This is a genomic window from Rhizobium sp. NZLR1b (assembly GCF_019685155.1).
Taxonomy (GTDB): Bacteria; Pseudomonadota; Alphaproteobacteria; order Rhizobiales; family Rhizobiaceae; genus Rhizobium.
In genome coordinates this window covers 1-24,837 of the sequence record NZ_JABDWC010000038.1, presented here as the reverse complement: position 1 = coordinate 24,837, position 24,837 = coordinate 1, and the positions used below count along the sequence as shown (strand labels likewise).

Sequence of the window (24,837 nt, the reverse complement as noted above, 5' to 3'; positions counted from 1 at the left end):
TCAGTTACGCGGCAATACCAGCAATTGCATCTAGGAATGCCTCAATTTCCTCCTCCGAATTGTAATAATGTGGGGAAGCTCGCACCACCGGCGGGAGTTGTCGCGTATACGCGTCCACGGGTGTACTAGAGGGCGGGGAAACCGAGACGTTGATTCCCTTGCCAGCCAGATAGGCCATGACGGCTGGCGAATCCCAGCCGTTAACGGTGAATGAGATGATGGACGCGAGCGGCGCCCCAAGATCATGTACGGATACGGCACGCATCCCCCTCAGACCTTCCCGAAGCCTTGAAGAAAGGTGACTGCAGCGCGCTTCGATGTTTTCGAGCCCTATTTCGAGCGCGTAATCCACTGCTGCCCGCAAGCCGAGACGAACCGAACAGTTCTTTTCCCACGTTTCAAAGCGTCTGGCATCAGGTCGCAACTCGTATCGATCGGGTGCGGTCCAGGGCGCGCCGTAGAGATCGATCATCGCTGGCTCGATCTTCTCCAGAACTGATTTTCGCATGTACATGAAACCCGTTCCCCGCGGCGCACGGAGAAACTTCCTGCCGGTAGCGGTGAGGATGTCGCAGCCGAGAGCATTCACATCGATCGGCGTTTGACCCGCAGCTTGGCAGGCGTCGAGCAGATAGAGAATGCCGTTGTCTCGCGCTATTCGACCGATCGCTGCTGCTGGATTGATAAGCCCGCCGTTCGTCGGGATCCAAGTGACCGCTATCAATCGAACGCGCTCATCAATCATTTTCGTCAGCGCGTCCGGATCAAGGACGCCAGAGGCGTCATTCGGAATGACTTCGATCGATACGCCGGTGCGCTTGGCAACCTGCAGAAAGGCCACGTAGTTGGCCGCAAATTCGGCACTTGCCGTCAGAATCCTGTCTCCAGGGCCAAAAGAAAGGGAATAGAAGGCGCGCTGCCAGGCGATCGTCGCGTTTTCAGCTATCGCTATCTCGTCGCGAGCGCAGTTTACGAAAGTGGCCAAGCTGTCATAGGCTCCCTCCAACAGCGAGTTGGCCTCCGCTGCTGCCTCGTAGCCACCGATTTCGCCCTCCCGGCTCAGGTACCCAATCACTGCGTCAATCACCGGACTCGGCATCAGCGCCGCCCCAGCATTGTTGAGGTGGTTTCTGTTTCTTGTGCCGGGAGTATCAGCACGCAGGCGAGGAAGGTCCAAAGCCTTGCGGGCGTCGCGGTTGATTTGCGACATGAGGAGTTCCTTCCTTTAATCTAGCCACCCATCTTGTTGACGCAATCAAAACTGCGGCGGAAGCCGATACTTTTGCAACCTACTGTGCAGATTTGAACGGCGTGGCGTGACCCGGCGCCAGTTAACAGGCCAGCCTGCTCGGCGGGCAGCAACGTGCGCCTTTCACCGTGACCAGGGTACGTTTCCCAGAAGGCGTTGTTCGTCCCGACGAACCAGCGCTTTCACGAACTGCTTTACGGCTCTCACTCTCGGCAGATAAGCTAGGTCCTGATGTGCCGACATCCAGATCTCACGTTCGCCGCTCAACTCTTCAAGCACTGGAATGAGCCCGAGTTTCAGACTGCGTGCGAATTCAGGAAGCGCTACAATTCCTGCGCCCGCAGACGCCGCGAACATCTGCGACATCATGCTGTTTGAGCTGAACGCCATCGTTGGGGCGGGTACGAGTTCCTCTAGCCATAGAACGCTTTCGAGCTGAACTAGCTCTTCGATATAGCCGACAAAGCGGTGCTCGCGAAGATCCGCCGCTTGAGAGGGAACGCCATTGCGTTCCAGATAGGCCTGCGAAGCGAATAGGCCAGTCTTGAAGCGTCCGATCAGCTGACTGTCGAGAGCAGTTCCATGTGGCTTGAAGAAGCTTAGGAAAAGATCTGCCTCCCGGCGAGCGACCCGAACGGTTTGCGGCGATGTCACAAGCTCGATGTCAAGATCAGGGTACCGACTACTGAGTTCAACGAGGCGCTCGGAGAGATAAAGCGTTGCGATGCCCTCCATGGTGGCTAATCTGACCGTACCGCGTACCTCGTCTCGATTGCTCACGTCGCTGCGAAGCGCATTCACCCCATTCTCGATTTCCTCCGCTCGCCGCATCGTAACAAGCCCGGCTGGGGTCAGCAGAAGTCCATCCCTGGTCCTTTCGACGAGTGCGCCGCCAACCGTGTATTCCAGGCGAGCAAGCCGACGGGAAACAGTGGAGTGGCTGACTTTCAGTTCCCGGGCGGCTCCGGTCACGCTCTTGCACCGTACGACGATGAGGAAAAGTTTGAGATCGTCCCAGTCAAGATGATCGATTGCAGTCGCCATGCGACCCTCCGTCTATTTTTGCACAGAGTAGTGCATCCAATTCGGGTTGGCGCACAAATTCGTTTTGATAGTTTCGAGCGGGCTGCAAAGGCGAACATGCAGCATATCATGACGCAAACCACTTGCGGATATGCTGGTCGCCAGCAGGTCGCGCTGCTTAACCTGCCTTGGGAGAAACCATGTCTAGACAAACTGTGAATGCTTCGAACGCTGCGGCAGTAGGACCATATTCGCACGCGACATGGGCCGGCGACCTGTTATTTTGCTCGGGCCAGACGCCGCTCGATTCCAGCACCGGCAAACTTGTCGACGGAACCGTCGCCGATCAGACACGCCAGTGTTTCGATAATCTGTTTGAAGTTCTTGAAGCAGCAGGCTTGGGGTCGGATGATGTCGTATCCGTCAACGTTTATCTCACCGACATGGACGACTTTGGTCAGATGAATGAGATTTACGCCACACGTTTTTCATCGCCCTATCCTGCCCGCACCACAATCGGCTGCGCCAGCTTGCCGCTGGGTGCACGCATTGAAATCGGTCTAACGGCAAAACGGCAATCGTGACCCGGTCATTGGCGAGCTTGTCGAAATGGCTAGTCGCCAAAACTTCATGAGTAGAGGAATGTCGATGGGAAACATGAATTTCAAAGCCGCCGCTGCTCATGTCGCCCCGGTTTATCTTGATCCGGTGGCGAGCGCGGAGAAAGCTTGTTCGGTAATTGCAGAGGCTGCTCGAAATGGCGCATCACTTGTGGTTTTTTCAGAGAGCTTTCTTCCCGGGTTTCCCGTCTGGGCGGCACTTTACCCACCCATTCAATCGCACGGACATTTCAAACGCTTCCTGAACGCCTCGGTATATGTGGATGGGCCAGAAATTGAGCGTGTGCGCAAAGCTGCGTCCGATAACAGTGTATTCGTTTCAATCGGTTTCTCCGAGCGCAACCCGGCAAGTGTTGGAGGACTGTGGAATAGCAATGTCTTGATTTCCGATACAGGCGAAATCCTCATCCATCATCGGAAGCTGGTCGCAACGTTTTTCGAGAAACTGGTTTGGGATCCGGGCGATGGCGCGGGTCTGGTCGTCGCAAATACAAGAATAGGCCGTATCGGCGGTCTCATCTGCGGGGAAAACACAAATCCACTCGCGCGCTACAGTCTGATGACGCAGGCCGAACAGGTTCATATAAGTAGCTATCCGCCGATCTGGCCCACTCGTGTTCCAACGGAGAGCGATAACTACGATAACAGGGCGGCCAACCGCATTCGGGCCTCAGCCCATTGTTTCGAGGCCAAGTGCTTCGGCATCGTTGTCGCCGGTCGGTTGGATGAAAGCGCACGCAGATCTATTGCTTTGGATGATCCTGCGATCGCAGCGATCATAGATGCCAGTCCGCGGGCCAGCAGCTTTTTCCTCGGACCGACTGGAGCGCCATTTGGTGACGAAATGATTGATGAAGGTATCGGCTATGCCCATATCGATCTGGACGAGTGTGTTGAACCGAAACGATTTCACGACGTCGTTGCTGGTTACAACCGCTTTGATATATTCGACGTCACTGTCAATCGGACACGCCGCAAACCGATCCGGTTCCAAGAAGGCCGGGAGGAAAATGGAACCCGCCTCGATGCACCGGCCCTAGAGGAGTAAGGCGATGACGCGGACGGGTATGCACATGATAAAGAAGGGTTTCTCCTTTCAAGGTCCGGCAGAAGGGGTTCATGCCCTTAACTCCTGGATCACCCCGGAGGACGATCTTTTTCTGGTCACACATATGGGGTTTCTGAACATCGACCCCGACCATTGGCATCTGGATGTCGATGGCCTCGTGGGCACTCCAACGAGGTTGCGTCTCTCGGATCTTCAAGCGATGCCTCAGCGCGAGTACATGTCATTTCACGAATGCGCTGGAAGTCCGCTTGCCCCGACAGTCGCCAGGCGCAGGATCGGAAATGTGGTTTGGAAAGGCGTGCCGCTGTCGCTTGTTCTGGAACGTGCAAAGATCAGCACCGATGCGTCATATGTATGGACTTCCGGCCTCGAGTGGGGCGAATACGCCGAAATTGAAGAAGCCTATCAAAAAGACCTGCCTATCGAGAAAGCACTCGCGGAAGAGGTTCTTCTTGCACTTGAGATCAACGGCCGGCCGCTCACTCCGGAGCGTGGAGGTCCGGTTCGACTGGTTGTGCCGGGTTGGTATGGCACGAATTCCGTAAAGTGGGTTGGTTCCATCACGGCCGCGAACCGGCGCGCAAGCGGCGCCTATACGACGCGGTTCTATAATGACCCCACCGCGTCGGGAACGAAGCCGGTTTGGGACGTGACCCCGGAGTCCGTTATCGTATCGCCGTCCCCAAATGATCTGCTGTCAGCGGACATGCCAACGGAAATATGGGGCTGGGCTTGGGGAGATCGCCAGATCTCTAGCGTCGAGGTCAGCGTGGACGGTGGAGGCTCATGGCGGACTGCCTCAGTAGGGCCGCGCGAGGGAAGAAGTTGGCAGCGGTTCGAGTTGACTTGGTCGCCGGAGCCAGGCCCCCACGTCCTGTTATGTCGCTGCAAAAATGAGCTTGGGGAAGAACAGCCGGTATCTGATGCGAGAAACGCGGTGCACTCGGTTCAAGTTCAAGTTGATTTCTAGTGCCCCGCTTCTACAGCAATCAGGAGGTGACACGGCACCACGATTTTTCCGATGCAACCGATGCCGATCTCGCCATTTATCGCGGAGAGATCTCTTCGGTTGTCCAACTCCTCATCGCACCCACGATTGCAAGCTTGGCGATTGGAAATCGGCACGCCTTCTGGGTTAGCGCTGCGACCCGTTCTCAAGCGAGCCCAGGCACGAAAAACTAAGGTCCACATGAACATTTAGGAGAAGTGCGTTCCGGCTCGTTGAGTCCTGCTTCAGAAAGATCGCTTTTCATGCGGGCGGAGTGCCGAACCCACTTCGACTCCTAAGCGATCGAAGCACGCATCATCTTGTCGTTCAGTGTTTGGGCCAAATCGGCCGAGAGGCAGCCGAACCTACAGGCCGCGGACCAGATCTCGCCCGGCGCCAGGATGGGGACATTGTTTTCCTGCTTTTCCTTTAAGATAACCCTCGATCCCCGAGGCGCACGGCAGCGCCAGGCCCAGTGCGTTCTGGTCCGGGGTGCAGGACATCAGCGCACGGCCCTCGGCAGCTCGGCCATCCGGAAGCCCATATGGTCGGCCACGCCGTCACGGTGGTTTTGAGCGATTCGGCCCAGCCGTCGTTCTTGGCGGCGAACTGGAAAAAACGGCGACGAAAATTATCAATCAACCCTCGGACTTCTGAGCAAGCTGAGCATCTGACGCGCAGCGCTTTCATCAGTCACCAAAGTATTGCAGCCGATTCGCCTGATAGCTGCCAAGATTGCGGCGGCTCGTTGTTCTCCCCCCGATGCGATAACCACGTGCCGTGCGCGTCTCACTGTATCGAGATCGACTGACATCACCCGATCGTTTACCGGATGGTCCACCGTGCGGCCGTCTCGATCAAGAAAATTGCACAGAACATCGCACATTGCTCCCTTGCCGATGAGCGTCTCCAACTCCTCTGGCGCAAGAGATGCGACCGACAGCGATGTTGAATGGGTGCCGATATCGCCGACGCTCACCAGTGCAATGTCCAGATCGGCGGACAGCTTCATGATCCGATTCAAGCCGCACTTTTCGATTAGGCGTTCTTTGGTGTCGGGAGAGTCAACCAGCAGCGGCGCCATCAAAAGAAAACATTGCGCCCCGAGTTGATTGGCGAGCTGCCAGGTAAAATCGATCGGGTTTTCATGCTGGGCTTCCACTGTACCTCCAAGCAGAGACACAATTTTTACCCCTTCGCGCCGCAGCGGGCGAAAACTCGAAAGCGCGGCACTGAGCGTTCGTCCCCAGCCAACCCCGATCGTCGCGTTGTTGGGAATGGTGTCGGAAAGAAACTGACCCAGCGCTTGCCCAACGGCCCGGGCCGTTCCGTCGACATCTTTCGCCGGCGGCGTGACGATCACTTCGTCGAGATTGAGCGCGGCTTCCAGCTCAGATGCCAGCTCCAACTCGCTTGCGGCCTGCTTCACCCAAATCTGGATTTCGCCCCGCTTCAGCGCCTCATCGAGGAGCTTAACGATTGTGCTGCGGCTGACCCCCAGTTTTGCGGCGACTTCGTTTTGGGTAAGTTTCTGATTGTAATAAAGAAAAGCTGCCTTCAACCTGAGGCTTTCAGCGTCCAGCAAGCTGGTGGGGGGCATCCTTGTCAGTTTTGTCATCCAATCCGCCCCTCCGAAAGTGTCGGCAGCCCATAATTCTACCAACTTGGATAATCGTTGCGCCCACGATGCGAACGGCGCCCAAATCCGTTCGCAGATCTTCGAGTAAAGCATCTCTAGACGTGGCGATTCACCCTTAACTGGCGCGGCTAACCTCCGCAATAGCTTGCGGTGCTTGGCGTCACATTTGACTGCTCTCGTCGTATCCAGCCACGATGATTTCTCTGCGCCACGGCGGGTCACTTCCGCGGTGCTCGCAGGCAAGACTTGCAACATGTGCGGCAAACTCGAGAGCTTTGCGAGCCCGGTCACCTGTCAAGGCACCGATGCTATCGCGATGCAAGTCGCCGCTCTGCTGGAGATGGGTGAGAAAGCCTGCAATGAGTGCGTCTCCGGCTCCAACGGTATCAACAACCCTTGCAGGGCGTGCTGGAACTTCAACGACTCTGCCACCCGCAAGATAAACCGTTGCGCCGCCCGCACCCCGGCTGACGAGGACGATCTTGGCCCGGTTTGAAAGCCAACTCTCCGCTGCTGAATGCGGCCCAACACCCGGCTGCATGAATCCGAGATCCGTCACCGACAGCTTTACGATATCAGCCATACCGCAAAGGCGATTGAGACGCTGGCGATATGCCTCTGGATCCTGCGCCAGACCGGGCCGGCAGTTTGGATCGATTGAGAGCACGCGCTTACCCTGTTCGTTCTCGAACAGCGACTCGCAAGCGCTCGAGACAGGGGGGTGAATCAACGTGACCGAACCGATGTGCAGGACGTCAACCTCGGTGCCCAAAGATGGTGCCCCTTTCAGCGTCCAGTGCCGTGCCGCACTGCCGCTGTCATAGAACGCGTACTCAGGCTCGTCGTCGCCCAGACGCACAAAAGCCAACGTCGTGTCGAAAGGCAGGCGGGTTGCATAGCGAAGATCAATCCCCGCTTCGTTGAATTGCTGAACCAGCATGGCGCCAAAAAAATCCTCGGACAGCCCTCCCATGAATCCGACTTTCCCGCCTAACCTGCCAATCGCTGTCGCGATGTTGCAGCAGGATCCACCACAGACAGGGATGTAGCCACTGCCACCTTCCGGGAGCGCGACCGGCAAGAAGTCAATCAAGGCATCACCGCAGACAACGATCATGAACTCATCCCCCCAATTCCAATACGGCACTCTTCAGAAATTCACAAAGATGCCGGCTTACGGCTCTGCTTGCCTCAACGTGAGGAAGATGCCCGGTATCCGGCAGAGTCAGCACTTGAGCGTTGAACCTCGACAGTCTCGGGCGGTCGATCGGATTTATCGTGTCTTCCTCTCCCCAAATGACGATCCGTGGAACTCTGCTGACGGCTATGGAGGCCACATGGGGTTCAATCGAGGTCTCGACATGGCTTAACTCCGAAGCCAGGGCTCTAAGAGCGGCACGAATGCCCGGTCGTTCCAGGTGATCGAGGAGCCGTTGAGCGATCGGTGACGTTATCAGGCGCGGGCGCGAGACCAAACGCTGAAGTAGCGCCAACGCAGAGCCCAACTCGTTAAGTTCAGGCAGTTCGCTCAGAAATTCTCGACCGACCTCTTTGCCCAGACCAGCCGGTGCGATCAGGCCAAGGCCGGCGACCAAATCCGGTCGGCGGGCTGCCAGTTCGATGGCGATTGCGCCGCCCAGTGAATGCCCCACCACTACAAAGCGATCGTTCTGTCGCGCGAGTGCGTCAATCAGTTCATCGGCCATCTCCGAGATTTTCATGCCATTCCTGCCAGGCGGTTGACCGCCATGCGCAGGCAGGTCGCAGCTAAAAACCGCAAACGACTGCATGAGCGCGTCCTGATTGGCTATCCAGCTCATTCGATCAGCTCCGAACCCGTGGAGAAGCAGAAGGTTCGGCCCCGACCCACCCAAGCGGAAGACTGGAAGCGGTAAGTTTGCGGTCGCGTTTGTCATGTCTCGATGATCCCAAGCGTGGAGCCCACTGCCGCAAGCTCGTCTGCGGGAATCAGGATTTTCTTCAGAATGCCTGTCGCTGGGGCTTCGATTTCCATGGTGACCTTGGGTGTCGTGATCAGGACGAGTTGTTCACCTTCGGTGACCATGTCGCCTTCCGTCTTGAACCACTCGTCGATCTGGGCCTCGTCGATTTCGTTTCCGAGATTCGGCATGATGATCGGGATATCCATATGTGTTCCTCGCTCAAAAATGTGTTGGTTCACAGACCGAGACGGGCAAGTTCCCGATCGTCCCAGTCACGTATGCTGCGGCGGTTGCTGCGCTGGCCTGGAAACAACTCGCTGGTGATGACATCAATGATGTCATCTTTCTGGGGAAAGTAGGTTGATTCCATCTCAGCGCCGGGCACGATCCAATTCGGAGAGCCGATTACACGAGGCGCGGCGTGAAGAGTTTCATAGCCGAATCGCGTAATGTTTGCGGCGAGCGTCATCAGGAAGCTGCCGCGCTCCGAGGCCTCCGATACCAGTACGATGCGTCCGGTTTTCCTTATCGAGGCAAGCACGGGTTCATAGTTAAATGGAACAAGCGAACGCGCATCAATCACTTCGACCGAGATGCCGAAGGTGCTTTCGAGTTCTTCAGCAGCAGCGAGCGCGGAGTAAAGCGAAGGTCCCACCGTCAGAATTGTGACGTCTTCTCCAGCGCGCTTACAATCGGGTTCACCAATGGGAAGTTGGTAGTAGCCGGTCGGCACGCCTTCATTGCGGAACTCTTCCACGGTGTCGTAGAGGCGCTGGCTTTCAAAGAAAACCACCGGATCGTTGCCTGACAATGCGGAAGCCAACAGGCCTTTCGCATCATACGGCGTTGCCGGATATACAACTTTGAGGCCTGGAATATGGGCGCATAATGCCGTCCAGTCTTGACTATGCTGGGCACCGTACTTCGAACCGATCGAACAACGCAAAACGACGGGAACCTTCAGCTCACCTCCGGACATCGATTGCCATTTTGCCATCTGATTGAAGACTTCGTCGCCCGCCCGGCCTAGAAAGTCGCCATACATCAGTTCCACCAGCGCGCGGCCGCCCTCGAGCGCAAAGCCGACCGCCGTCGCAACGATCGCAGCTTCGGAGATCGGTGAATTGAACAACCGATCATGCGGTAGGATTTCGGCAAGCCCCCGGTAAACGCCGAATGCGCCACCCCATTCCCGGCATTCTTCCCCATAGGCGACAAGACTGCCGTCGTGCGTCATGTGGTGCAAGACGGACTCGAACAACGCGTCACGCAATGTGATAGCCCGCATGGGTGACAGCTTGGCTCCGTCCTCGGCAAAGCCGTATCGACTTTTCTTCGCGTCCTGACGGATCCGGCTCACCTCGTCGACAGGCTTGAGGAGCGAAACTTCTTGCGAGGGCAGCTCTATGTTGGTGTTCGAGAACATGAGCTTGCCGATCAGCGTTGGATCTGCATGAATATCAACGGGAGGAGTAAGTGCCGGATCGACCGCGATCGCAGTAATCGAGCGCATGCGATCCGTTGTCTGTTCGCGCAGTTCGGCGACCTGGCCAGCGGTCACAATCCCGGCCTCCTGAAGGCGATTGGAGAACAGAATGATAGGATCGTGCTGTTCCCACGCCTGCATCTCGTCCTTCGTCCGATATGAGTTGATATCTGTCGTTGAATGACCCGAGCTGCGGTAACATTCTACGTCCAGCAAGGCGGGCCCGCGGCCTTGAACCAAAAGCTCGCGCTTGCGTGCGACGGCGTCAGCAACGGCGAGCGGATTTGTTCCGTCGACGGTTTCCGCGTGTATGGCTTGCTGGTTGACCGCCAGCCCTATGCGAGACAGGCGGTCCCATCCCATTGTTTCACCGATGGTCTGACCGCCCATCGCATAAAAGTTGTTGGTGAAGAAAAACAGGACCGGCAAACCTCCTTTGAAAGCATCTGCCCACAGCGTCTCGAATTGTGCCATAGCGGCGAAATTCATAGCTTCCCAGACGGGCCCGCAGCCAGTAGAGCCATCGCCCGCGTTGGCCACAGTGATGCCGCTGGCCCCCGCAAGCTTCTTTCGCAATGCGGCCCCCGTGGCTATTCCGGCGGACGCGCCGACAATTGCGTTGTTCGGATAAGTCCCAAAAGGCGGGAAGAAGGCATGCATCGACCCGCCCATGCCTCGGTTGAAACCGGTTGAGCGCATGAAGATCTCTGAAAGCAGGCCGAGCAGTAGAAAATTCTCCGCGGTCTCGCTTGTTTTCGGACCCTGCAGAGAGGTCTCCACGGTCCTGAGAAGCGTACCACGCTCATGGCTCTCCATAATCAGACGCAAGGCATCATCCGGGAGCTTTCGGATCGCAGAAAGGCCCTTCGCGATGAACTCGCCATGGCTGCGATGACTGCCGAAAATATGGTCATGCGGCTCGAGTGAGGCTGCCGCTCCGACGGCAGCAGCCTCTTGCCCGATCGAAAGGTGAGCCGGCCCTTTGTAGTTAAACTCAATGCCGCAATATGCTCCCTTTCCCTTTAGCGAAGCCAAAATCGTCTCAAATTCGCGTATGATAATCATATCGCGCAGAATTTGCAGCAATCCTTCGTCGCCATACCGGGCACGTTCCGCCTCGATATTCTCATCGTACGCGTGGATAGGAATTGAGGGTGCTTTCAACGTACTGCGCACCTTGAAGGTCCTGGGGTCGATGTGGATTTCCTTGGGCATTCTGACCTCCGATGGGATTTGCCGGGGTCACAATCCCCTTAGCCACTAGACATATATCGTCACAACAAATGTATTTCAAGAAAGATTTTTGTGTTAGGTTCTTTTAAGCGATGATCGTACAAATGCGACGGAACGGCAATTTGTGGCGTGGCATGGTGTTGGAGCCTGTAAACAAATGTGTTTCACAAGATATATTTGTGTTGACCTTTGCAAATTTTTCGATGACTATTCCCATAATGATCAGCGGTGAAGAAATGTCGCGCTGACGCTGTCTGGTCCAGCGTTCTCGTTGGCTCTGCAGCGGATTACGGGAGGATAAATGCAATGGCAAAATTTGGAATGCACTTCAGTCTGTGGGCGCCCGAGTGGACGACAGAGGCGGCCAACGCCGCTATCCCTGAGGCGGCGCGATACGGGCTGGAAATAATCGAGATCCCTTTGTTCGAGCCGGCCAAAATCGATCTGGATCACGCAAAGTCGATAATCCGAGATCATGGTCTTCAGGCAACCGCGTCGCTTTGCCTGCCCGAAGACAAGATGGCTCACCTGGCTCCGGAAGCCTGTACGCAATATCTGTTTCAAGTTCTCGACGCCGCTCACCACATTGGGTGCTCCATGCTGACTGGCGTCACCTACTCGGCGCTCGGCTACAAGACCGGTGTTCCCCCAACTAGTAGCGAGTACGAAGCGGTGGTTCGGGCACTGAAGCCGGTAGCCCGGCGCGCTGCTGGACTCGGCATGACGTTCGGTGTCGAACCTTGCACACGCTTCGACACCCACATTCTCAATACGGCCGCGCAAGGAATATGGCTGCTTGAGCAAATCGATGAACCGAATACCTTCGTCCACCTCGACACCTATCACATGAACGTAGAGGAGAGTGGTTTCGACGACGGCATCCGCCAGGCCGCGGGACGCTCGCCCTATATCCACCTTTCCGAAAGTCATCGCGGTGTCCCAGGCACCGGTACCGTAGATTGGGAACTGGTCTTCCGGACATTGCGCGACACCGGATTCGATGGCGATCTTGTCATTGAGAGCTTTGTCTCGGTACCGCCACAGCTTGCTGCGGCACTCTGCATGTGGCGGCCGGCCGCGCCCAATGCTGGCGCTGTACTTGATCAAGGGCTGCCGTATTTGCGCGGCTTGGCGACACGCTACGGCCTCTGAGGCGACATCTGGCGGCGACGGGCCGCAGACGCAATTCCGAAAATCTAGAGTCTACAACGCTCACAGGAGGAGAAGAGCATGAAACGTCGTGACATTTTGAAGTTTTCTTTGGCCGCAGGCGTGGCATGGCTGATTGCCACGCCAAACCTCGCGATGGCGGCCGACCCAGTCATGGTGACTGTTGTCAAGATTGCCGGCATCCCGTACTTCGGTGCCCTTGAGCGCGGCCTGCAGGAGGCAGGGAAGCAATTCAACATCGACGTTTCCATGACCGGTCCGGCAAACATCGACCCGGCTCAGCAGGTCAAGCTGCTGGAAGATCTGATCGCCAAAAAGGTGGACGTGATCGGCCTTGTGCCCCTGGACGTCAAGGCCTGCGAGCCTGTGCTCAAGCGGGCTCAGGCAGCAGGCATCAAGGTTATTGTCCACGAGGGGCCGGAACAGGAGGGCCGCGACTGGGACGTCGAACTTATTGACTCGACCAAGTTCGGCGAAGTTCAAATGCAGAGCCTCGCCAAGGAAATGGGCGAGGAAGGGGACTATGTCGTCTATGTCGGCACCCTGACTACCCCGCTGCACAACAAGTGGGCCGACGCGGCCATCGCCTATCAAAAGGCACATTATCCCAAGATGAACCTCGTGGCCGATCGCTTCCCTGGCGCCGACGAAATCGACAGCGCCTACCGCACGACCATCGACGTGCTGAAGGCCTATCCGAAGCTCAAGGGTATTCTCGCGTTCGGCTCGAACGGTCCGATCGCCGCCGGCAACGCCGTGAAGGAAAAGCACCTGAGCAAGCGGGTTGCCGTCATAGGCACGGTGCTGCCGTCGCAGGCCAAGGACCTGATCATGGACGGCGTCATTCGGGAAGGTTTCATGTGGAACCCGAGAGAAGCTGGCTCTGCGATGGTTGCCGTCGCCAGATTGGTCCTCGACGGAACGAAAATCGAGGACGGGATGGATGTTCCCGGCCTCGGCAAGGCTACGGTGGATGTTCCCGGAAAGCTCATCAAGGTCGACAAGATCACCCACATCAACAAAGAAACCGTGGATGGCCTGATCGCCCAAGGTCTGTAGCCGTCCTTGCAGGAAATACCGCAGGCGGGTCCGCGCTCGCCTGCGGCAGGACAGATGCCAGCGACTAAGGGTAAAGCCCACTATGACCACATTCCTTGAATTGACCCATGTCTCCAAGCATTTCGGCGGAGTTCGTGCGCTTCGAGATGTCGATCTGTCGCTGGAGGCCGGCGAAGTTCACTGTCTTGTTGGCGAAAATGGTTCGGGCAAATCCACCCTGATCAAGATTATTGCTGGCGTGCAGGCGCCCGATCCAGGTGGTAGCATCGTTCTGGAGGGTCGCGAACATGCGCGTTTGGACCCCATTCTTTCCACCAAGAGTGGCATCCAGGTTATCTATCAGGATCTCTCCCTCTTCCCCAATATGTCCGTGGCGGAGAACATCGCCATCGGCAGCCACATGGGCTTGCCTCGGCTCGCGAATTGGAACCGCATAAATGACATTGCGGCGAAAGCCATGGCCCGCATCAACGTCAATCTCGACCTGGAGACGATGGTGTCGGACCTCTCTATCGCAAACCGGCAACTGGTTGCGATTTGCCGCGCCATGGCCGCCGACGCAAAGCTGGTCATCATGGACGAGCCCACCGCCTCGTTGACCCGGCATGAGGTGGATTCTCTGCTGCGTGTCGTCAACGACCTTAAGAGCAGAGACATTTGCACGGTGTTCGTATCCCACCGTCTCGATGAAGTAATGGAGATAGCCGAGCGCGTAACGGTTCTGCGTGACGGCGGTAAGGTGGGGACCTTCGATGCCAGCGAGATCACTTCACGGCGGCTCGAGACCTTGATGACCGGTCATGAGTTCCACTATGCGCCTCCGCGGCCCGGAGGCGAGGCTGCGGAGGTTGTGCTGGCGGTTCGAAACCTGTCTCGACCAGGCCACTACGAGGATATCAGCTTCGACATTCGCAAAGGAGAGATCGTCGGCCTTACCGGGCTTTTGGGCTCCGGACGGACAGAACTCGCACTCAGCATCTTCGGTATGAATCCACCGTCCCGCGGCACGATTGAAGTCTCCGGAAAGCCGCTGATAGCCAGCTCCAATCGTGTCGCAATAGCCAGCGGCGTGGCTTACGTCCCGGAAGACAGGTTGATGCTCGGCCTGGCGCTGGGGCAGCCCATTTCTGCAAACATCCTCGCGACGGTCCTCGACAGCTTGGCCGGCAAATTCGGCCTCATCAACCCCGCCAAACGTGTAGCCGCAGCCGATGATTGGATCGTTCGCCTGAACACGAAAGTGTCCGACCTCGAAAATCCCGTCGGAACTCTGTCAGGAGGCAACCAGCAACGGGTAGTGTTGGGCAAGTGGATGGCCACAAAACCCCGCGTGCTGATACTCGATAGCCCAACCGTCGGCGTGGACATCAAGGCCAAGGACGGAATCTATGAGATAGTGCACCGATTGGCGGCAGAAGGCGTCGGGGTACTGCTCATCTCCGACGAAGCCCAGGAGGTCTTCTACCACACCCATCGTGTCCTGGTCATGCGGCAAGGCAGGCTCGTCAGCGAAGTGGATCCGCTTTCGTCGACCGAGAGAAATCTGCAGGAGGAAATCTATGCCTAAGACAATTCAACGCTGGACACGAAGTCACGAATTTTGGCTGCTTGCGGTCGTCATCGTATTGTCCCTGTTCCTCACGGCAGCGACGGACAGTTTTCTGACGCTGCAAAACCTTTTTGACCTTCTCACCTCCACTTCGTTTGCAGGCATTCTTGCAGCCGGTCTGCTTGTGGTCTTGGTGTTCGGTGGGATCGACATCTCCTTTACTGCCATAGCCAGCGTCGCTCAATATGTGGCTCTCATGATTGCCAAGACCTATCCAATTGGGTGGTTCGGAGTGTTCCTTGTCGCCTGCTGCACTGGTATACTATGTGGGCTATTCAATGCGGCTATTATTCATAAGGTTCGCATCTCTTCGGTTATTGTGACTATATCCACTCTCAATATTTTTTATGGATTGCTAATATATATCACCCGCGGCGACTATATCACCTCGCTTCCCAGCTATTTCCGCGAAGGGATCTGGTGGTTCGAATTCACCGACAGTAATGGATTTCCTTATGCGATCAATTTCCAGGCGCTGTTGCTAGTGGTCGCATTCTTTATGACCTGGGTCTTGCTCAATAAGACAAACATCGGTCGTCAAATATATGCCATGGGGGGGAATGAGATAGCCGCCGAACGCCTTGGTTTTCATGTCTTCGGCCTGAGGTGCCTTGTCTACGGTTATATGGGGTTCATGGCTGCGATCGCATCAATATCGCAAGCCCAGCTGGCCCAATCGGTTACGCCGACGACGCTCATCGGCAAGGAACTCGAAGTGCTTGCGGCTGTCGTTCTTGGCGGCGCGAGTCTGGCCGGTGGCAACGGCTCCGTGTTTGGCGCCGTACTGGGCGTGATGCTCATCGCAATTTTGCAGAACGGACTGATATTGCTTGGAGTGTCCTCATACTGGAATCAGTTCTTTGTCGGCTGCGTTATTCTGCTTGCGGTCTCGGCGACTGCGCTGTCTCAGCGGCGTCGGCATGCTGGACTCGCGTCCTAGGGAGGAAATTACCATGAAGCCGTCCGCCAATCGATCTCTCATATCCCGTTTCGTTCGAGAGAACGCCACAACGATGACGCTTGCTACCATTTTCATGGCCGTTCTAGCGGTGTTTGGCCTCATTCTCGGCGATCGGCTGCTGAGTGTGGGAACATTTCAGTCGATAGCCTTTCAGACCCCGGAACTTGGCATTCTTGGTCTTGCGATGATGCTTGCGCTCCTTTCCGGCGGGCTGAATTTGTCGATCATTTCGACGGCCAATCTCTGCGCTTTGACGATAGCGTCGGTGTTGCAGTTCACAATTCCGTGGGGCGATGCTGGAAGTGTGCTTTGGCTCACCTGGCAAGTAGGCGCGGTTGCCGCGGGCCTCGCCGTCGCAATTCTGATAGGCCTGTTGAACGGCTTCATCATCGCCTATCTCGGAGTATCCCCCATTCTGGCCACACTGGGGACCATGATCGCCTGCAAAGGTCTTGCCATTGGACTGACGCGTGGAAACGTCTTGTCAGGCTTTCCAGATCCAATCGTTGCGATTGGAAATGGAACCTATCTGGGGGTACCGCTTGCGTTCCTGCTGTTTGTTGCCCTTTGCGTGTTCGTGTCGGTGGTTCTTCGGCGATCATCCTTCGGTCAGAAGGTCTACCTTGTCGGCGCCAACGAGAAAGCTGCCCAGTTCTCGGGCATACATGTCAAACGAGTTTTGCTTTTGACGTATGCCTTATCGGGCGCGCTTGCAGGATGCGGCGGGCTTGTAATGATGGCCCGATTCAATTCTGCCAACGCGTCCTATGGCGAGAGCTTCCTTCTCATCAGCATCCTGGCGGCGGTTCTGGGGGGCATCAATCCATATGGCGGCACCGGAAAAGTATCAGGGTTGTTTGCTGCGTTGCTGCTCTTGCAGCTGATCTCCTCCGCGTTCAATTTGATGAACTTTAGCCAGTTCCTGACAATTGCCATCTGGGGGGCACTTCTGATCGGCGTTTCCGCGCTCCGCTCAGGCACAGGCATATTCGATCGGTTGCACCTCTTCGAATTCTGGAGAGCAAAGAGCGCCGTGTCCGAAAACCCCTGATCTGTTCGTCTTGGAAAGTGGACGGAGGATGCCTTAACGACAGTGGCGCTCAAAAATGTCTGCACCAAACCACGAAGCTGAGCCGGCGTGGAGCACCATCGATGTGTGGAATTGCCGAGCGATTGTCACTTGCCGAATAGATATGAGGAGAAGTTCAGTTCATGGACAAGCTTGCGCAATTGCGTCAAATGACGACGGTAGTCGCCGACACCGCCGACGTTGAAGCCGTCAAGCGCCTCAAGCCAATGGATTGTACCACCAATCCCACCATTGTGCTCCAGGCGCTAAAAACTCCTATCTACGATGAAGATTTTGAGGAAGCATTCGAGTGGGGGAGCAAGGCCTCCGCCGAGGGCGCGCTATACCTTCGCCGCGCTGTGGATGTGAAGAATATCTGGATCCCCTACGGAGATTAAGGGCTCCAACTCTGGTCATGCGGGCGGGAGGAGAACCGCACCGGCAGGCGAGAACGACGGAATTTGAGGGAATCGCAGAGTTGTAACGGACTTGCGGTTATGGGCTCGGTTTTGCGGCACGAGGTGCTGCGAAATGGTGCAACTAAGGGAGGATTTTCATGCTGAAAAATATCGATCCGGCTCTGAATGCGGATGTGCTGCACGCGCTCCGATCCATGGGGCATGGCGACACGGTCGTCGTTTCCGACACCAATTTTCCTTCGGATTCCATTGCCCGGCAAACGGTGCTCGGCAAGCTGTTGCGGATAGACAATGTGTCGGCCGCCCGCGCCATCAAAGCTATTCTTTCGGTAATGCCGCTGGATACGCCGCTACAGCCGTCCGCCGGGCGAATGGAAATCATGGGCGCGCCGGACGAGATCCCTCCCGTGCAACAGGAAGTCCAGGCCGTTGTCGACGGCGCCGAGGGCAAACCGGCGCTAATGTATGGCATCGAGCGTTTCGCCTTCTATGAGGAGGCAAAAAAGGCCTACTGCGTCATCACCACGGGCGAAAACCGCTTCTACGGCTGCTTCCTCTTCACCAAAGGCGTCATTCCGCCGGAAACCGTTTGAGGGGAAACGATAATGAAGGTGGGTGTTTCGATCCTCGGGATTTTCGTCGTCGGCTTCTCGGCAGCGCTGTCGCGGGGCGTTACTCCGGTCGAGGCCGTGCGCTTCGGCTGCGCGACCGCCGGTATTGCGGTGACGCGGCGGGGTACCGCGCCTGCAATGCCGAAGATCGAGGAAATCGAGGCACTTCTCCAGAAAGGAGGCGCAGCATGACCCGCAACGATCCGATCAAACACTTCTTCATCTGGCCGGCGCTGCTGATCGTGCTGGTGATCTCGATCTTCCCGCTGATCTATTCGCTGACCACCAGCTTCATGAGCCTGCGCCTCGTGCCGCCGATCCCCGCGCGTTTCGTCGGCTTCGGCAACTATACGGAACTGCTTCAGAATCCGCGCTTCTGGAGTGTCACCTGGACGACGACGGTCATCGCTTTTGTCGCGGTGACGCTGCAGTATGTCATCGGTTTTTCCGTGGCGCTGGCGCTCAACCGTCGGGTGCCCGGCGAAGGTTTGTTCCGGGTCAGCTTCCTGGTGCCAATGCTGGTGGCGCCCGTTGCCGTTGCACTCATTGCCCGCCAGATCCTCAACCCCACGATGGGCCCGCTCAATGAGCTGATGACCGTCTTCGGTTTTCCCAACCTGCCGTTTCTGACGCAGACCAGATGGGCTATCGGCGCCATCATTACCGTCGAAGTGTGGCAGTGGACACCCTTCGTCATCCTGATGCTTCTTGCCGGGCTGCAAACCCTGCCGGACGACGTCTACGAGGCTGCCGCGCTTGAAAATGCCAGTCCCTGGCAGCAGTTCTGGGGGATCACTTTCCCGATGATGCTGCCGATTTCGGTGGCTGTGGTCTTCATCCGCCTCATCGAGAGCTACAAGATCATCGATACGGTGTTCGTGATGACCGGCGGAGGACCTGGCATTTCGACCGAAACGCTCACCTTGTTCGCCTATCAGGAGGGCTTCAAGAAGTTCAACCTCGGCTACACCTCCGCCCTGTCCTTCCTGTTCCTGATCGTCATTACCGTGATCGGGCTCGTCTATCTCGCCATCCTGAAGCCCTATCTGGAGAAGCACAAATGAGCGTGCGTGACCTCAAAGGAGCCGGCCGCTGGTGGGCGCTCGCAGGCTGCCTGCTCTGGCTGGCCTTCACGTTCTTCCCGCTTTACTGGGTGGCGATCACCTCGTTCAAATCGCCGCTCGGCGTCGTCGGCGGGCCGACCTATGTTCCATTTGTCGATTTCGACCCGACGCTGACAGCCTGGAGCGAGCTTCTGTCGGGCGCGCGCGGCCAGTTCTATAACACCTTTATCGCTTCGACGATCGTCGGGCTTTCGGCATCGGTACTGGCCACCTTTATCGGATCAATGGCAGCCTATGCTCTGGTGCGCTTCACCTTCGAGGTCAGGCTGCTGTCCGGCGTAATTTTCGTCGTCGTTGCCTTTGGCGGATATCTGCTTGGCCGCCATGTGCTGGGCTTGGGACAGGCTATTTCGCTGATCTTTGCCTTTGTTGCAGCGCTTGCGCTCGCCATCGGCTCCAGCCGAATGAAGCTTCCAGGGCCGCTCCTCGGCAATGATGATATCGTCTTCTGGTTCGTGAGCCAGCGCATGTTTCCGCCGATCGTCGCCGCCTTCGCATTGTTCCTGATGTATACGGAAATGGGCAAGATGGGCATCAAGCTGGTGGATACCTATACGGGTCTTACCTTCGCCTATGTCGCTTTCTCGCTGCCGATCGTGATCTGGCTGATGCGCGATTTCTTCGCGGCGCTGCCAGTCGAGGTGGAGGAGGCGGCGATGGTCGACAATGTGCCGTCGTGGAGGATTTTCTTCGGTATTGTCCTGCCCATGTCCAAGCCGGGCCTGATCGCGACATTCATGATCACGCTCGCCTTCGTCTGGAACGAATTCCTGTTCGCACTCTTCCTGACCAATGCCAAATGGCAGACCCTTCCCATTCTCGTCGCAGGCCAGAACAGCCAACGCGGCGATGAATGGTGGGCGATATCGGCAGCCGCCCTGGTCGCGATCATACCCATGGTCGTCATGGCGGGCATTTTGAGCAGGCTGATGCGGTCTGGCCTGCTTTTAGGAGCGATAAAGTGACCGTTCAACAACCCTAGTCATTGTTCAATTCCCGGGAGGAAAACATGAGAAGATTGCTATTGAGTTCAACGGCCGCAGTACTACTTGCCGCGGCGGGCATCACATCCGCGCTCGCGTGCGAACCGGACTACACCGGTGTCACGCTCACCGCCACGACGCAGACAGGCCCCTATATCGCCTCTGCGCTGCAACTCGCGGCCAAGGGCTGGGAAGAAAAGACCTGCGGCAAGGTGAATGTCGTCGAATTTCCGTGGTCGGAACTCTATCCGAAAATCGTAACCTCGTTGACCTCGGGAGAAGACACGTTCGACGTGGTCGCCTTCGCACCGGCCTGGGCACCGGACTTTACCGACTATCTCTCGGAAATGCCGAAAGCGATGCAATCGGGTGCCGACTGGGAGGACATTGCCCCGGTTTACCGCGAGCAACTGATGGTCTGGAACGGCAAGGTCCTGTCGCAGACCATGGACGGTGACGCCCATACCTATACCTACCGCATCGATCTGTTTGAAAACGCCGAAAACCAGAGCGCCTTCAAGGCAAAGTATGGCTACGATCTAGCCCCGCCGAAGACATGGAAGCAGTATCTCGACATCGCTGAATTCTTTCAGCAGCCGGATAAGGGCCTCTGGGGCACGGCGGAAGCCTTCCGCCGTGGTGGCCAGCAATTCTGGTTCCTGTTCAGCCATGTTGCCGGTTACACAAGCCATCCCGACAATCCGGGCGGCATGTTCTTCGATCCGGATACGATGGATGCGCAGGTCAACAATCCGGGCTGGGTTCGCGGCCTTGAGGAATATATCCGCGCCTCCAAGCTCGCACCGCCGAACGCGCTCAACTTCTCCTTCGGCGAAGTCAATGCCGCCTTTGCGGGCGGACAGGTCGCGGAATCGATCGGCTGGGGCGACACCGGCGTCATCGCCGCCGACCCGAAACAGTCGAAGGTTGCTGGCAATGTCGGTTCGGCATCGCTGCCGGGCTCGGACGAAATCTGGAACTACAAGACCAAGAAGTGGGACAAGCAGGCCGAGGTCGTCCAGACCTCCTTCATGGCCTTCGGTGGCTGGCAGGCGGCTGTTCCGTCGTCCTCCAAGAACCAGGAGGCGGCCTGGAACTATATCCACTTCCTGACGAGCCCGGCGGTTTCCGGTCAGGCGGCGATTACCGGCGGCACAGGCGTCAACCCTTATCGCCTTTCGCATACGACAAATACCAAGTTGTGGTCGAAGATCTTTTCCGAGCGCGAGGCTAAGGAATATCTCGGCGCGCAGAAGGACGCCGTCACAGCGAAAAACACGGCGCTCGATATGCGCCTGCCGGGCTACTTCTCCTACACGGAAATTCTCGAGATCGAGCTTTCCAAGGCATTGGCTGGAGAGGTGACGCCCCAGCAGGCGCTGGATACCGTGGCTGACGGATGGAACAAACTTACGGACGAGTTCGGCCGTGACAAACAACGGGCAGCCTATCGCTCGTCAATGGGCCTGGCTGCGAAGTAGGCCGTCTTCAATAAATCCCATCCCGGCTCTGCGGGGTGGGATCAGCATCGTTGGCAGAGGAAGGGACCATCGCCGCTTCGGGTAGGCGATGGAATTCTCATGAAAAGGTTGCAGCATGTCGCAGGTGCGTTTGGATCAGGTCACCAAGTCCTTTGGTAGCGTTGCGGTCATTCCTCCGCTCGATCTGGTAATTTCGGATAAGGAATTCGTGGTTCTCGTCGGGCCTTCGGGTTGTGGGAAGACAACCACGCTGCGAATGATTGCTGGGCTGGAACAGGCGACGTCTGGAGAAATCCGCATCGGCGAGCGGGACGTTACTGCGTTGCGTCCGGGGCTGCGCAACTGTTCGATGGTGTTTCAAAATTATGCACTCTATCCGCATATGACAGTCGCCGAAAACATTGGCTACGGCATGAAGGTGCGTGGAATGCCGAAAGAGGACATCGACACTGCTGTTGCAAATGCTGCGCGCATTCTCAATCTCGGCGCCTATCTCAATCGCAAACCGAGTGCGCTTTCGGGCGGTCAACGTCAGCGCGTCGCCATCGGGCGCGCCATTGTACGCCAGCCCGATGTTTTTCTGTTCGATGAACCGCTATCCAATCTGGACGCCAAGCTGCGCATCGAAATGCGCACCGAGATCAAGCTGCTGCACCGCCGTCTGCAGACCACGATCGTCTATGTGACGCACGACCAGGTGGAGGCGATGACCATGGCCGACCGGGTCGTGGTGATGAACCAGGGTCGGATCGAACAGGCCGCCGACCCGATCACGCTTTATGAATCGCCGAAGAACCTCTTCGTCGCCGCTTTCATCGGCGCGCCCAGCATGAATTTTGTTCAAGGACGGTTGGAGGCCGGCGACGGCGGCGTTGTCTTCCGGGCGGAAGGCGACGTGGCGATTGCCGTTCCCGCACGCATGGAGGAGCATCTCTCGGGAGGTATTGGCCAGGCTGTCGTTCTCGGTATTCGGCCAGAGCACACGATGACCGCGGACAGCACCTTTCCGACGATTCGCGTGCACGTCGCGGATATCGAGCCTCTCGGCCCGCACACGCTTGCCATCGGTAAAGCTGGTGCGAGTGCGTTTACCGCTCAGATTCACGCTTCATCCAGGGTCAGACCGGAGGACACGATCGATGTTCCGATCGATCCGGAAAAGATGCATTTCTTCTTGAAAAGTACTGGTGAGGCTCTGAGACGCTGAACCTGCGGGGTGTCACCGTTCAACTGGGTCTGGCCGCGACATTGCCATCTTTTTCTCTCAAAGCTGCAGTTCCATAAATTAGGTTATGCGATACGTTATTGTAGCCGCAAAGTTGAAGTGTCCTGTTTCTGCAAAGTTGGAATGTCACACTCCCCGCGTTTGATGACGTGGGAGATTGCCGATGGGACTGATTGCGATGAGCGAGCGTGACCTGCAGCGGATCGAGGTTTTGTCGAAAGTCATCGACGGTCGAATGACGTTGGTGTCGGCGGCGCATGTTCTGGCGCTGAGCGAGCGCCAGGTGCGCCGGCTGTTGGAGCGGATCAGAACGGGTGGCGCGGCGTCGATCCGGCACAAGGCGATCGGCCGGCTGTCGAACAACCGGATCAACGATGGGCTTCGCGATTATGCTTTGACGCTCATTCGCGAGCGCTATTGGGATTTCGGGCCGACGCTGGCGGCCGAGAAGCTTGCAGAGCTCGATGGGCTGACGGTGTCGCGCGAGACGCTTCGGCAATGGATGACGGCGGCCGGTATCTGGCAATCGCGCCAGCAGCGTCGCAGCTTCCATCAGCCACGATTGCGGCGTGAGGCTTATGGTGAGCTGGTGCAGATCGACGGCTCCGAGCATCGCTGGTTCGAAGATCGTGGGCCACCATGTACGCTTTTGGTGTTCATCGACGATGCGACGGGCAAGCTGATGCAGTTGCGCTTTGTGCGCTCGGAAAGCGCCTTCAGTTATTTTGCGGCGCTGGAACTCTATCTGCAGGATCACGGGGCGCCGGTGGCGTTTTATTCCGACAAGCATTCGGTGTTCCGGGTGGCGAAGAAGGACGCCAAGGGCGGCCAGGGCATGACCCAGTTCGGCCGGGCGCTTTGCGAGCTAAACATCGAGATTCTTTGCGCAAATTCAAGCCAGGCCAAGGGCCGCGTCGAGCGCATGAACCAGACATTGCAGGACCGATTGATCAAGGATATGCGATTGGCAGGGATCTGCGACATGCAGGCGGGCAATGCGTTTCTGCCGACGTTCATGGAAGGCTACAACGCGCGGTTTGCGGTTGCCCCTGCCCGATCTGACAATCTGCACCGGCCGGTGAACCTGGCGTTGGACCGGCTCAAGGACATTCTGTGCAAGCGTGAGCAGCGGTATGTCGGGGCGCAGCTGACATTCTCGTTCGAGCGCCAGCGGATCATGCTGGAAGAGACCGATATCACGCGTGGGCTGGTCGGCCGCTATGTCGAGACCTATGCCTATGCCGATGGCCGGCTCGACGTGCGCTGGAAGGGCCATTCGCTGTCCTATCGGGTGTTCGACAAGGACCAGCGGGTGACGCATGCAGCGATCACCGACAACAAGCGGCTTTCCGACGTGCTGACCTACATCAAGGAACAGCAGGATCAGCGATTGCCGCCGAAGGTGAAGACCAACAGCGAGAAGAACGGTTACACACCGCGGGGCCGCAAGCCGGGCAAGCAGACGGATTTCATGAATGATCCAGTCGTCATCGCCAAGCGGCTTCGAGCGCTGTCCCGGCAGCAGGCGGCGGAATGACCGGCTGCTCCAACTGTCAAAGCTAAAGCCGGTTGGTGCGTCTCACCCGCCCCCTCCCTTCCCTTGCAACCCGGCCCAGCCGGTCCGGTCGGGGGCTTGCCGCAGCGCAAGGACATGTCGAGTGTTGCATTTCTAAATGGCTGAAGACGCGCCCAAAGTGACATTTCTACTTTGCAAACCGGCGGACAATTCAACCTTGCCGCCACAGTTATTGTAGGGGCTATTTAGTAATGCGACAGTTGGGCCAGTTAGAGATGCGACAGTCTCGCCTCTCGACGCACTGGTCAAAGCCAATGTTGGGAGCAAGGATGACGATCTTCAGCCTGGTCGAGACCATGA

General features: G+C 57.2%; 21 protein-coding genes and 2 pseudogenes. 16 read left to right on the top strand and 7 right to left on the bottom strand.

Going from position 1 to position 24,837, the window contains the following annotated elements; all coding sequences use genetic code 11:
• Positions 1-4 precede the first annotated feature (4 nt).
• Together HJB84_RS31960 and HJB84_RS31955 are read right to left on the bottom strand one after the other, a co-directional pair.
• A complete protein-coding gene (locus HJB84_RS31960) occupies positions 5-1,210 on the bottom strand; it encodes an aminotransferase class V-fold PLP-dependent enzyme (protein ID WP_221117852.1) in 1,206 nt (401 codons plus the stop codon).
• Between the two features lie 162 nt (positions 1,211-1,372).
• Positions 1,373-2,293, bottom strand: a complete 921-nt coding sequence (locus HJB84_RS31955; RefSeq protein WP_018517308.1) for a LysR family transcriptional regulator — start codon at positions 2,291-2,293, stop codon at positions 1,373-1,375.
• A gap of 179 nt (positions 2,294-2,472) precedes the next feature.
• Between HJB84_RS31955 and HJB84_RS31950 the strand changes: the two genes are divergently transcribed.
• From HJB84_RS31950 to HJB84_RS31940, 3 genes are all read left to right on the top strand, one after another.
• Positions 2,473-2,856 carry a RidA family protein gene (locus tag HJB84_RS31950; RefSeq protein ID WP_221117851.1) on the top strand — a complete coding sequence of 128 codons (384 nt, stop codon included), beginning with the start codon at positions 2,473-2,475 and terminating at the stop codon, positions 2,854-2,856.
• A 64-nt stretch (positions 2,857-2,920) separates the two neighbouring features.
• Positions 2,921-3,940 carry a carbon-nitrogen hydrolase family protein gene (locus tag HJB84_RS31945; protein WP_221117850.1) on the top strand — a complete coding sequence of 340 codons (1,020 nt, stop codon included), beginning with the start codon at positions 2,921-2,923 and terminating at the stop codon, positions 3,938-3,940.
• Between the two features lie 4 nt (positions 3,941-3,944).
• Positions 3,945-4,931: a molybdopterin-dependent oxidoreductase gene (locus HJB84_RS31940; RefSeq protein ID WP_221117849.1), complete on the top strand. Its 987-nt coding sequence runs from the start codon at positions 3,945-3,947 to the stop codon at positions 4,929-4,931.
• A gap of 652 nt (positions 4,932-5,583) precedes the next feature.
• Here HJB84_RS31940 and HJB84_RS31935 read toward each other — a convergent pair.
• From HJB84_RS31935 to HJB84_RS31915, 5 genes are all read right to left on the bottom strand, one after another.
• Entirely contained in the window at positions 5,584-6,567 is a 984-nt protein-coding gene (locus HJB84_RS31935; protein ID WP_011654705.1) for a sugar-binding transcriptional regulator, read from the bottom strand.
• 181 nt (positions 6,568-6,748) lie between these two features.
• Complete coding sequence (locus HJB84_RS31930) at positions 6,749-7,705, bottom strand: carbohydrate kinase (RefSeq protein WP_011654706.1); 957 nt, start codon at positions 7,703-7,705, stop codon at positions 6,749-6,751.
• 4 nt (positions 7,706-7,709) lie between these two features.
• On the bottom strand, positions 7,710-8,504 hold the full coding sequence (locus HJB84_RS31925) for an alpha/beta fold hydrolase (RefSeq protein WP_221117848.1): 795 nt from the start codon (positions 8,502-8,504) through the stop codon (positions 7,710-7,712).
• Entirely contained in the window at positions 8,501-8,737 is a 237-nt protein-coding gene (locus HJB84_RS31920) for a lipoyl domain-containing protein (RefSeq protein WP_011654708.1), read from the bottom strand. The genes HJB84_RS31925 and HJB84_RS31920 overlap by 4 nt, the downstream gene beginning before the upstream one ends.
• Positions 8,738-8,766: 29 nt before the next feature.
• The gene (locus tag HJB84_RS31915) at positions 8,767-11,232 is read right to left on the bottom strand and encodes a thiamine pyrophosphate-dependent enzyme (RefSeq protein ID WP_018517314.1); all 2,466 of its coding nucleotides are present in this window, start codon (positions 11,230-11,232) and stop codon (positions 8,767-8,769) included.
• A 324-nt stretch (positions 11,233-11,556) separates the two neighbouring features.
• Between HJB84_RS31915 and HJB84_RS31910 the strand changes: the two genes are divergently transcribed.
• The 13 genes and pseudogenes from HJB84_RS31910 to HJB84_RS31850 all read left to right on the top strand — a co-directional run bounded on the left by HJB84_RS31910 (position 11,557) and on the right by HJB84_RS31850 (position 24,498).
• The gene (locus tag HJB84_RS31910; RefSeq protein WP_011654710.1) at positions 11,557-12,402 is read left to right on the top strand and encodes a sugar phosphate isomerase/epimerase; all 846 of its coding nucleotides are present in this window, start codon (positions 11,557-11,559) and stop codon (positions 12,400-12,402) included.
• A gap of 78 nt (positions 12,403-12,480) precedes the next feature.
• On the top strand, positions 12,481-13,479 hold the full coding sequence (locus HJB84_RS31905) for a substrate-binding domain-containing protein (protein WP_011654711.1): 999 nt from the start codon (positions 12,481-12,483) through the stop codon (positions 13,477-13,479).
• An 82-nt stretch (positions 13,480-13,561) separates the two neighbouring features.
• Positions 13,562-15,046: a sugar ABC transporter ATP-binding protein gene (locus HJB84_RS31900; RefSeq protein ID WP_011654712.1), complete on the top strand. Its 1,485-nt coding sequence runs from the start codon at positions 13,562-13,564 to the stop codon at positions 15,044-15,046.
• Positions 15,039-16,028, top strand: a complete 990-nt coding sequence (locus tag HJB84_RS31895) for an ABC transporter permease (RefSeq protein ID WP_011654713.1) — start codon at positions 15,039-15,041, stop codon at positions 16,026-16,028. Before HJB84_RS31900 ends, HJB84_RS31895 begins: the two co-directional genes overlap by 8 nt.
• 13 nt (positions 16,029-16,041) lie before the next feature.
• Positions 16,042-17,100 carry an ABC transporter permease gene (locus tag HJB84_RS31890; protein WP_018517315.1) on the top strand — a complete coding sequence of 353 codons (1,059 nt, stop codon included), beginning with the start codon at positions 16,042-16,044 and terminating at the stop codon, positions 17,098-17,100.
• Between the two features lie 161 nt (positions 17,101-17,261).
• Positions 17,262-17,441 (top strand): annotated as a pseudogene (locus HJB84_RS31885) (transaldolase family protein); the annotation flags it as partial.
• Between the two features lie 233 nt (positions 17,442-17,674).
• Positions 17,675-18,130 (top strand): RbsD/FucU family protein, encoded by a 456-nt coding sequence (locus tag HJB84_RS31880; protein ID WP_011654715.1) that lies wholly within the window; start codon positions 17,675-17,677, stop codon positions 18,128-18,130.
• 42 nt (positions 18,131-18,172) lie between these two features.
• Positions 18,173-18,340: pseudogene (locus HJB84_RS31875) on the top strand (PfkB family carbohydrate kinase); the annotation flags it as partial.
• Positions 18,337-19,212, top strand: coding sequence for a carbohydrate ABC transporter permease (locus tag HJB84_RS31870; RefSeq protein ID WP_221117846.1), 876 nt, complete (start codon positions 18,337-18,339; stop codon positions 19,210-19,212). The pseudogene HJB84_RS31875 and the gene HJB84_RS31870, both read left to right, overlap by 4 nt.
• Positions 19,209-20,237 (top strand): carbohydrate ABC transporter permease, encoded by a 1,029-nt coding sequence (locus HJB84_RS31865; protein ID WP_221117845.1) that lies wholly within the window; start codon positions 19,209-19,211, stop codon positions 20,235-20,237. Before HJB84_RS31870 ends, HJB84_RS31865 begins: the two co-directional genes overlap by 4 nt.
• Before the next feature lie 44 nt (positions 20,238-20,281).
• Complete coding sequence (locus tag HJB84_RS31860) at positions 20,282-21,736, top strand: ABC transporter substrate-binding protein (protein WP_221117844.1); 1,455 nt, start codon at positions 20,282-20,284, stop codon at positions 21,734-21,736.
• A 115-nt stretch (positions 21,737-21,851) separates the two neighbouring features.
• Entirely contained in the window at positions 21,852-22,943 is a 1,092-nt protein-coding gene (locus HJB84_RS31855; protein WP_221117843.1) for an ABC transporter ATP-binding protein, read from the top strand.
• A gap of 181 nt (positions 22,944-23,124) precedes the next feature.
• The gene (locus HJB84_RS31850; protein ID WP_018445319.1) at positions 23,125-24,498 is read left to right on the top strand and encodes an ISNCY family transposase; all 1,374 of its coding nucleotides are present in this window, start codon (positions 23,125-23,127) and stop codon (positions 24,496-24,498) included.
• The last annotated feature ends 339 nt before the right edge of the window (positions 24,499-24,837 follow it).

Excerpts from the sequence above, each read along its gene's own strand:
- HJB84_RS31855 (WP_221117843.1), top strand. The coding sequence starts at position 21,852 with ATGTCGCAGGTGCGTTTGGATCAGGTCACCAAGTCCTTTGGTAGCGTT.
- HJB84_RS31920 (WP_011654708.1), bottom strand. The coding sequence starts at position 8,737 with ATGGATATCCCGATCATCATGCCGAATCTCGGAAACGAAATCGACGAG.
- HJB84_RS31860 (WP_221117844.1), top strand. The coding sequence starts at position 20,282 with ATGAGAAGATTGCTATTGAGTTCAACGGCCGCAGTACTACTTGCCGCG.
- HJB84_RS31880 (WP_011654715.1), top strand. The coding sequence starts at position 17,675 with ATGCTGAAAAATATCGATCCGGCTCTGAATGCGGATGTGCTGCACGCG.
- HJB84_RS31905 (WP_011654711.1), top strand. The coding sequence starts at position 12,481 with ATGAAACGTCGTGACATTTTGAAGTTTTCTTTGGCCGCAGGCGTGGCA.
- HJB84_RS31960 (WP_221117852.1), bottom strand. The coding sequence starts at position 1,210 with ATGTCGCAAATCAACCGCGACGCCCGCAAGGCTTTGGACCTTCCTCGC.
- HJB84_RS31930 (WP_011654706.1), bottom strand. The coding sequence starts at position 7,705 with ATGATCGTTGTCTGCGGTGATGCCTTGATTGACTTCTTGCCGGTCGCG.
- HJB84_RS31895 (WP_011654713.1), top strand. The coding sequence starts at position 15,039 with ATGCCTAAGACAATTCAACGCTGGACACGAAGTCACGAATTTTGGCTG.
- HJB84_RS31900 (WP_011654712.1), top strand. The coding sequence starts at position 13,562 with ATGACCACATTCCTTGAATTGACCCATGTCTCCAAGCATTTCGGCGGA.
- HJB84_RS31890 (WP_018517315.1), top strand. The coding sequence starts at position 16,042 with ATGAAGCCGTCCGCCAATCGATCTCTCATATCCCGTTTCGTTCGAGAG.
- HJB84_RS31865 (WP_221117845.1), top strand. The coding sequence starts at position 19,209 with ATGAGCGTGCGTGACCTCAAAGGAGCCGGCCGCTGGTGGGCGCTCGCA.
- HJB84_RS31910 (WP_011654710.1), top strand. The coding sequence starts at position 11,557 with ATGGCAAAATTTGGAATGCACTTCAGTCTGTGGGCGCCCGAGTGGACG.
- HJB84_RS31935 (WP_011654705.1), bottom strand. The coding sequence starts at position 6,567 with ATGACAAAACTGACAAGGATGCCCCCCACCAGCTTGCTGGACGCTGAA.
- HJB84_RS31940 (WP_221117849.1), top strand. The coding sequence starts at position 3,945 with ATGACGCGGACGGGTATGCACATGATAAAGAAGGGTTTCTCCTTTCAA.
- HJB84_RS31915 (WP_018517314.1), bottom strand. The coding sequence starts at position 11,232 with ATGCCCAAGGAAATCCACATCGACCCCAGGACCTTCAAGGTGCGCAGT.
- HJB84_RS31850 (WP_018445319.1), top strand. The coding sequence starts at position 23,125 with ATGGGACTGATTGCGATGAGCGAGCGTGACCTGCAGCGGATCGAGGTT.
- HJB84_RS31955 (WP_018517308.1), bottom strand. The coding sequence starts at position 2,293 with ATGGCGACTGCAATCGATCATCTTGACTGGGACGATCTCAAACTTTTC.
- HJB84_RS31870 (WP_221117846.1), top strand. The coding sequence starts at position 18,337 with ATGACCCGCAACGATCCGATCAAACACTTCTTCATCTGGCCGGCGCTG.
- HJB84_RS31945 (WP_221117850.1), top strand. The coding sequence starts at position 2,921 with ATGGGAAACATGAATTTCAAAGCCGCCGCTGCTCATGTCGCCCCGGTT.
- HJB84_RS31925 (WP_221117848.1), bottom strand. The coding sequence starts at position 8,504 with ATGACAAACGCGACCGCAAACTTACCGCTTCCAGTCTTCCGCTTGGGT.
- HJB84_RS31950 (WP_221117851.1), top strand. The coding sequence starts at position 2,473 with ATGTCTAGACAAACTGTGAATGCTTCGAACGCTGCGGCAGTAGGACCA.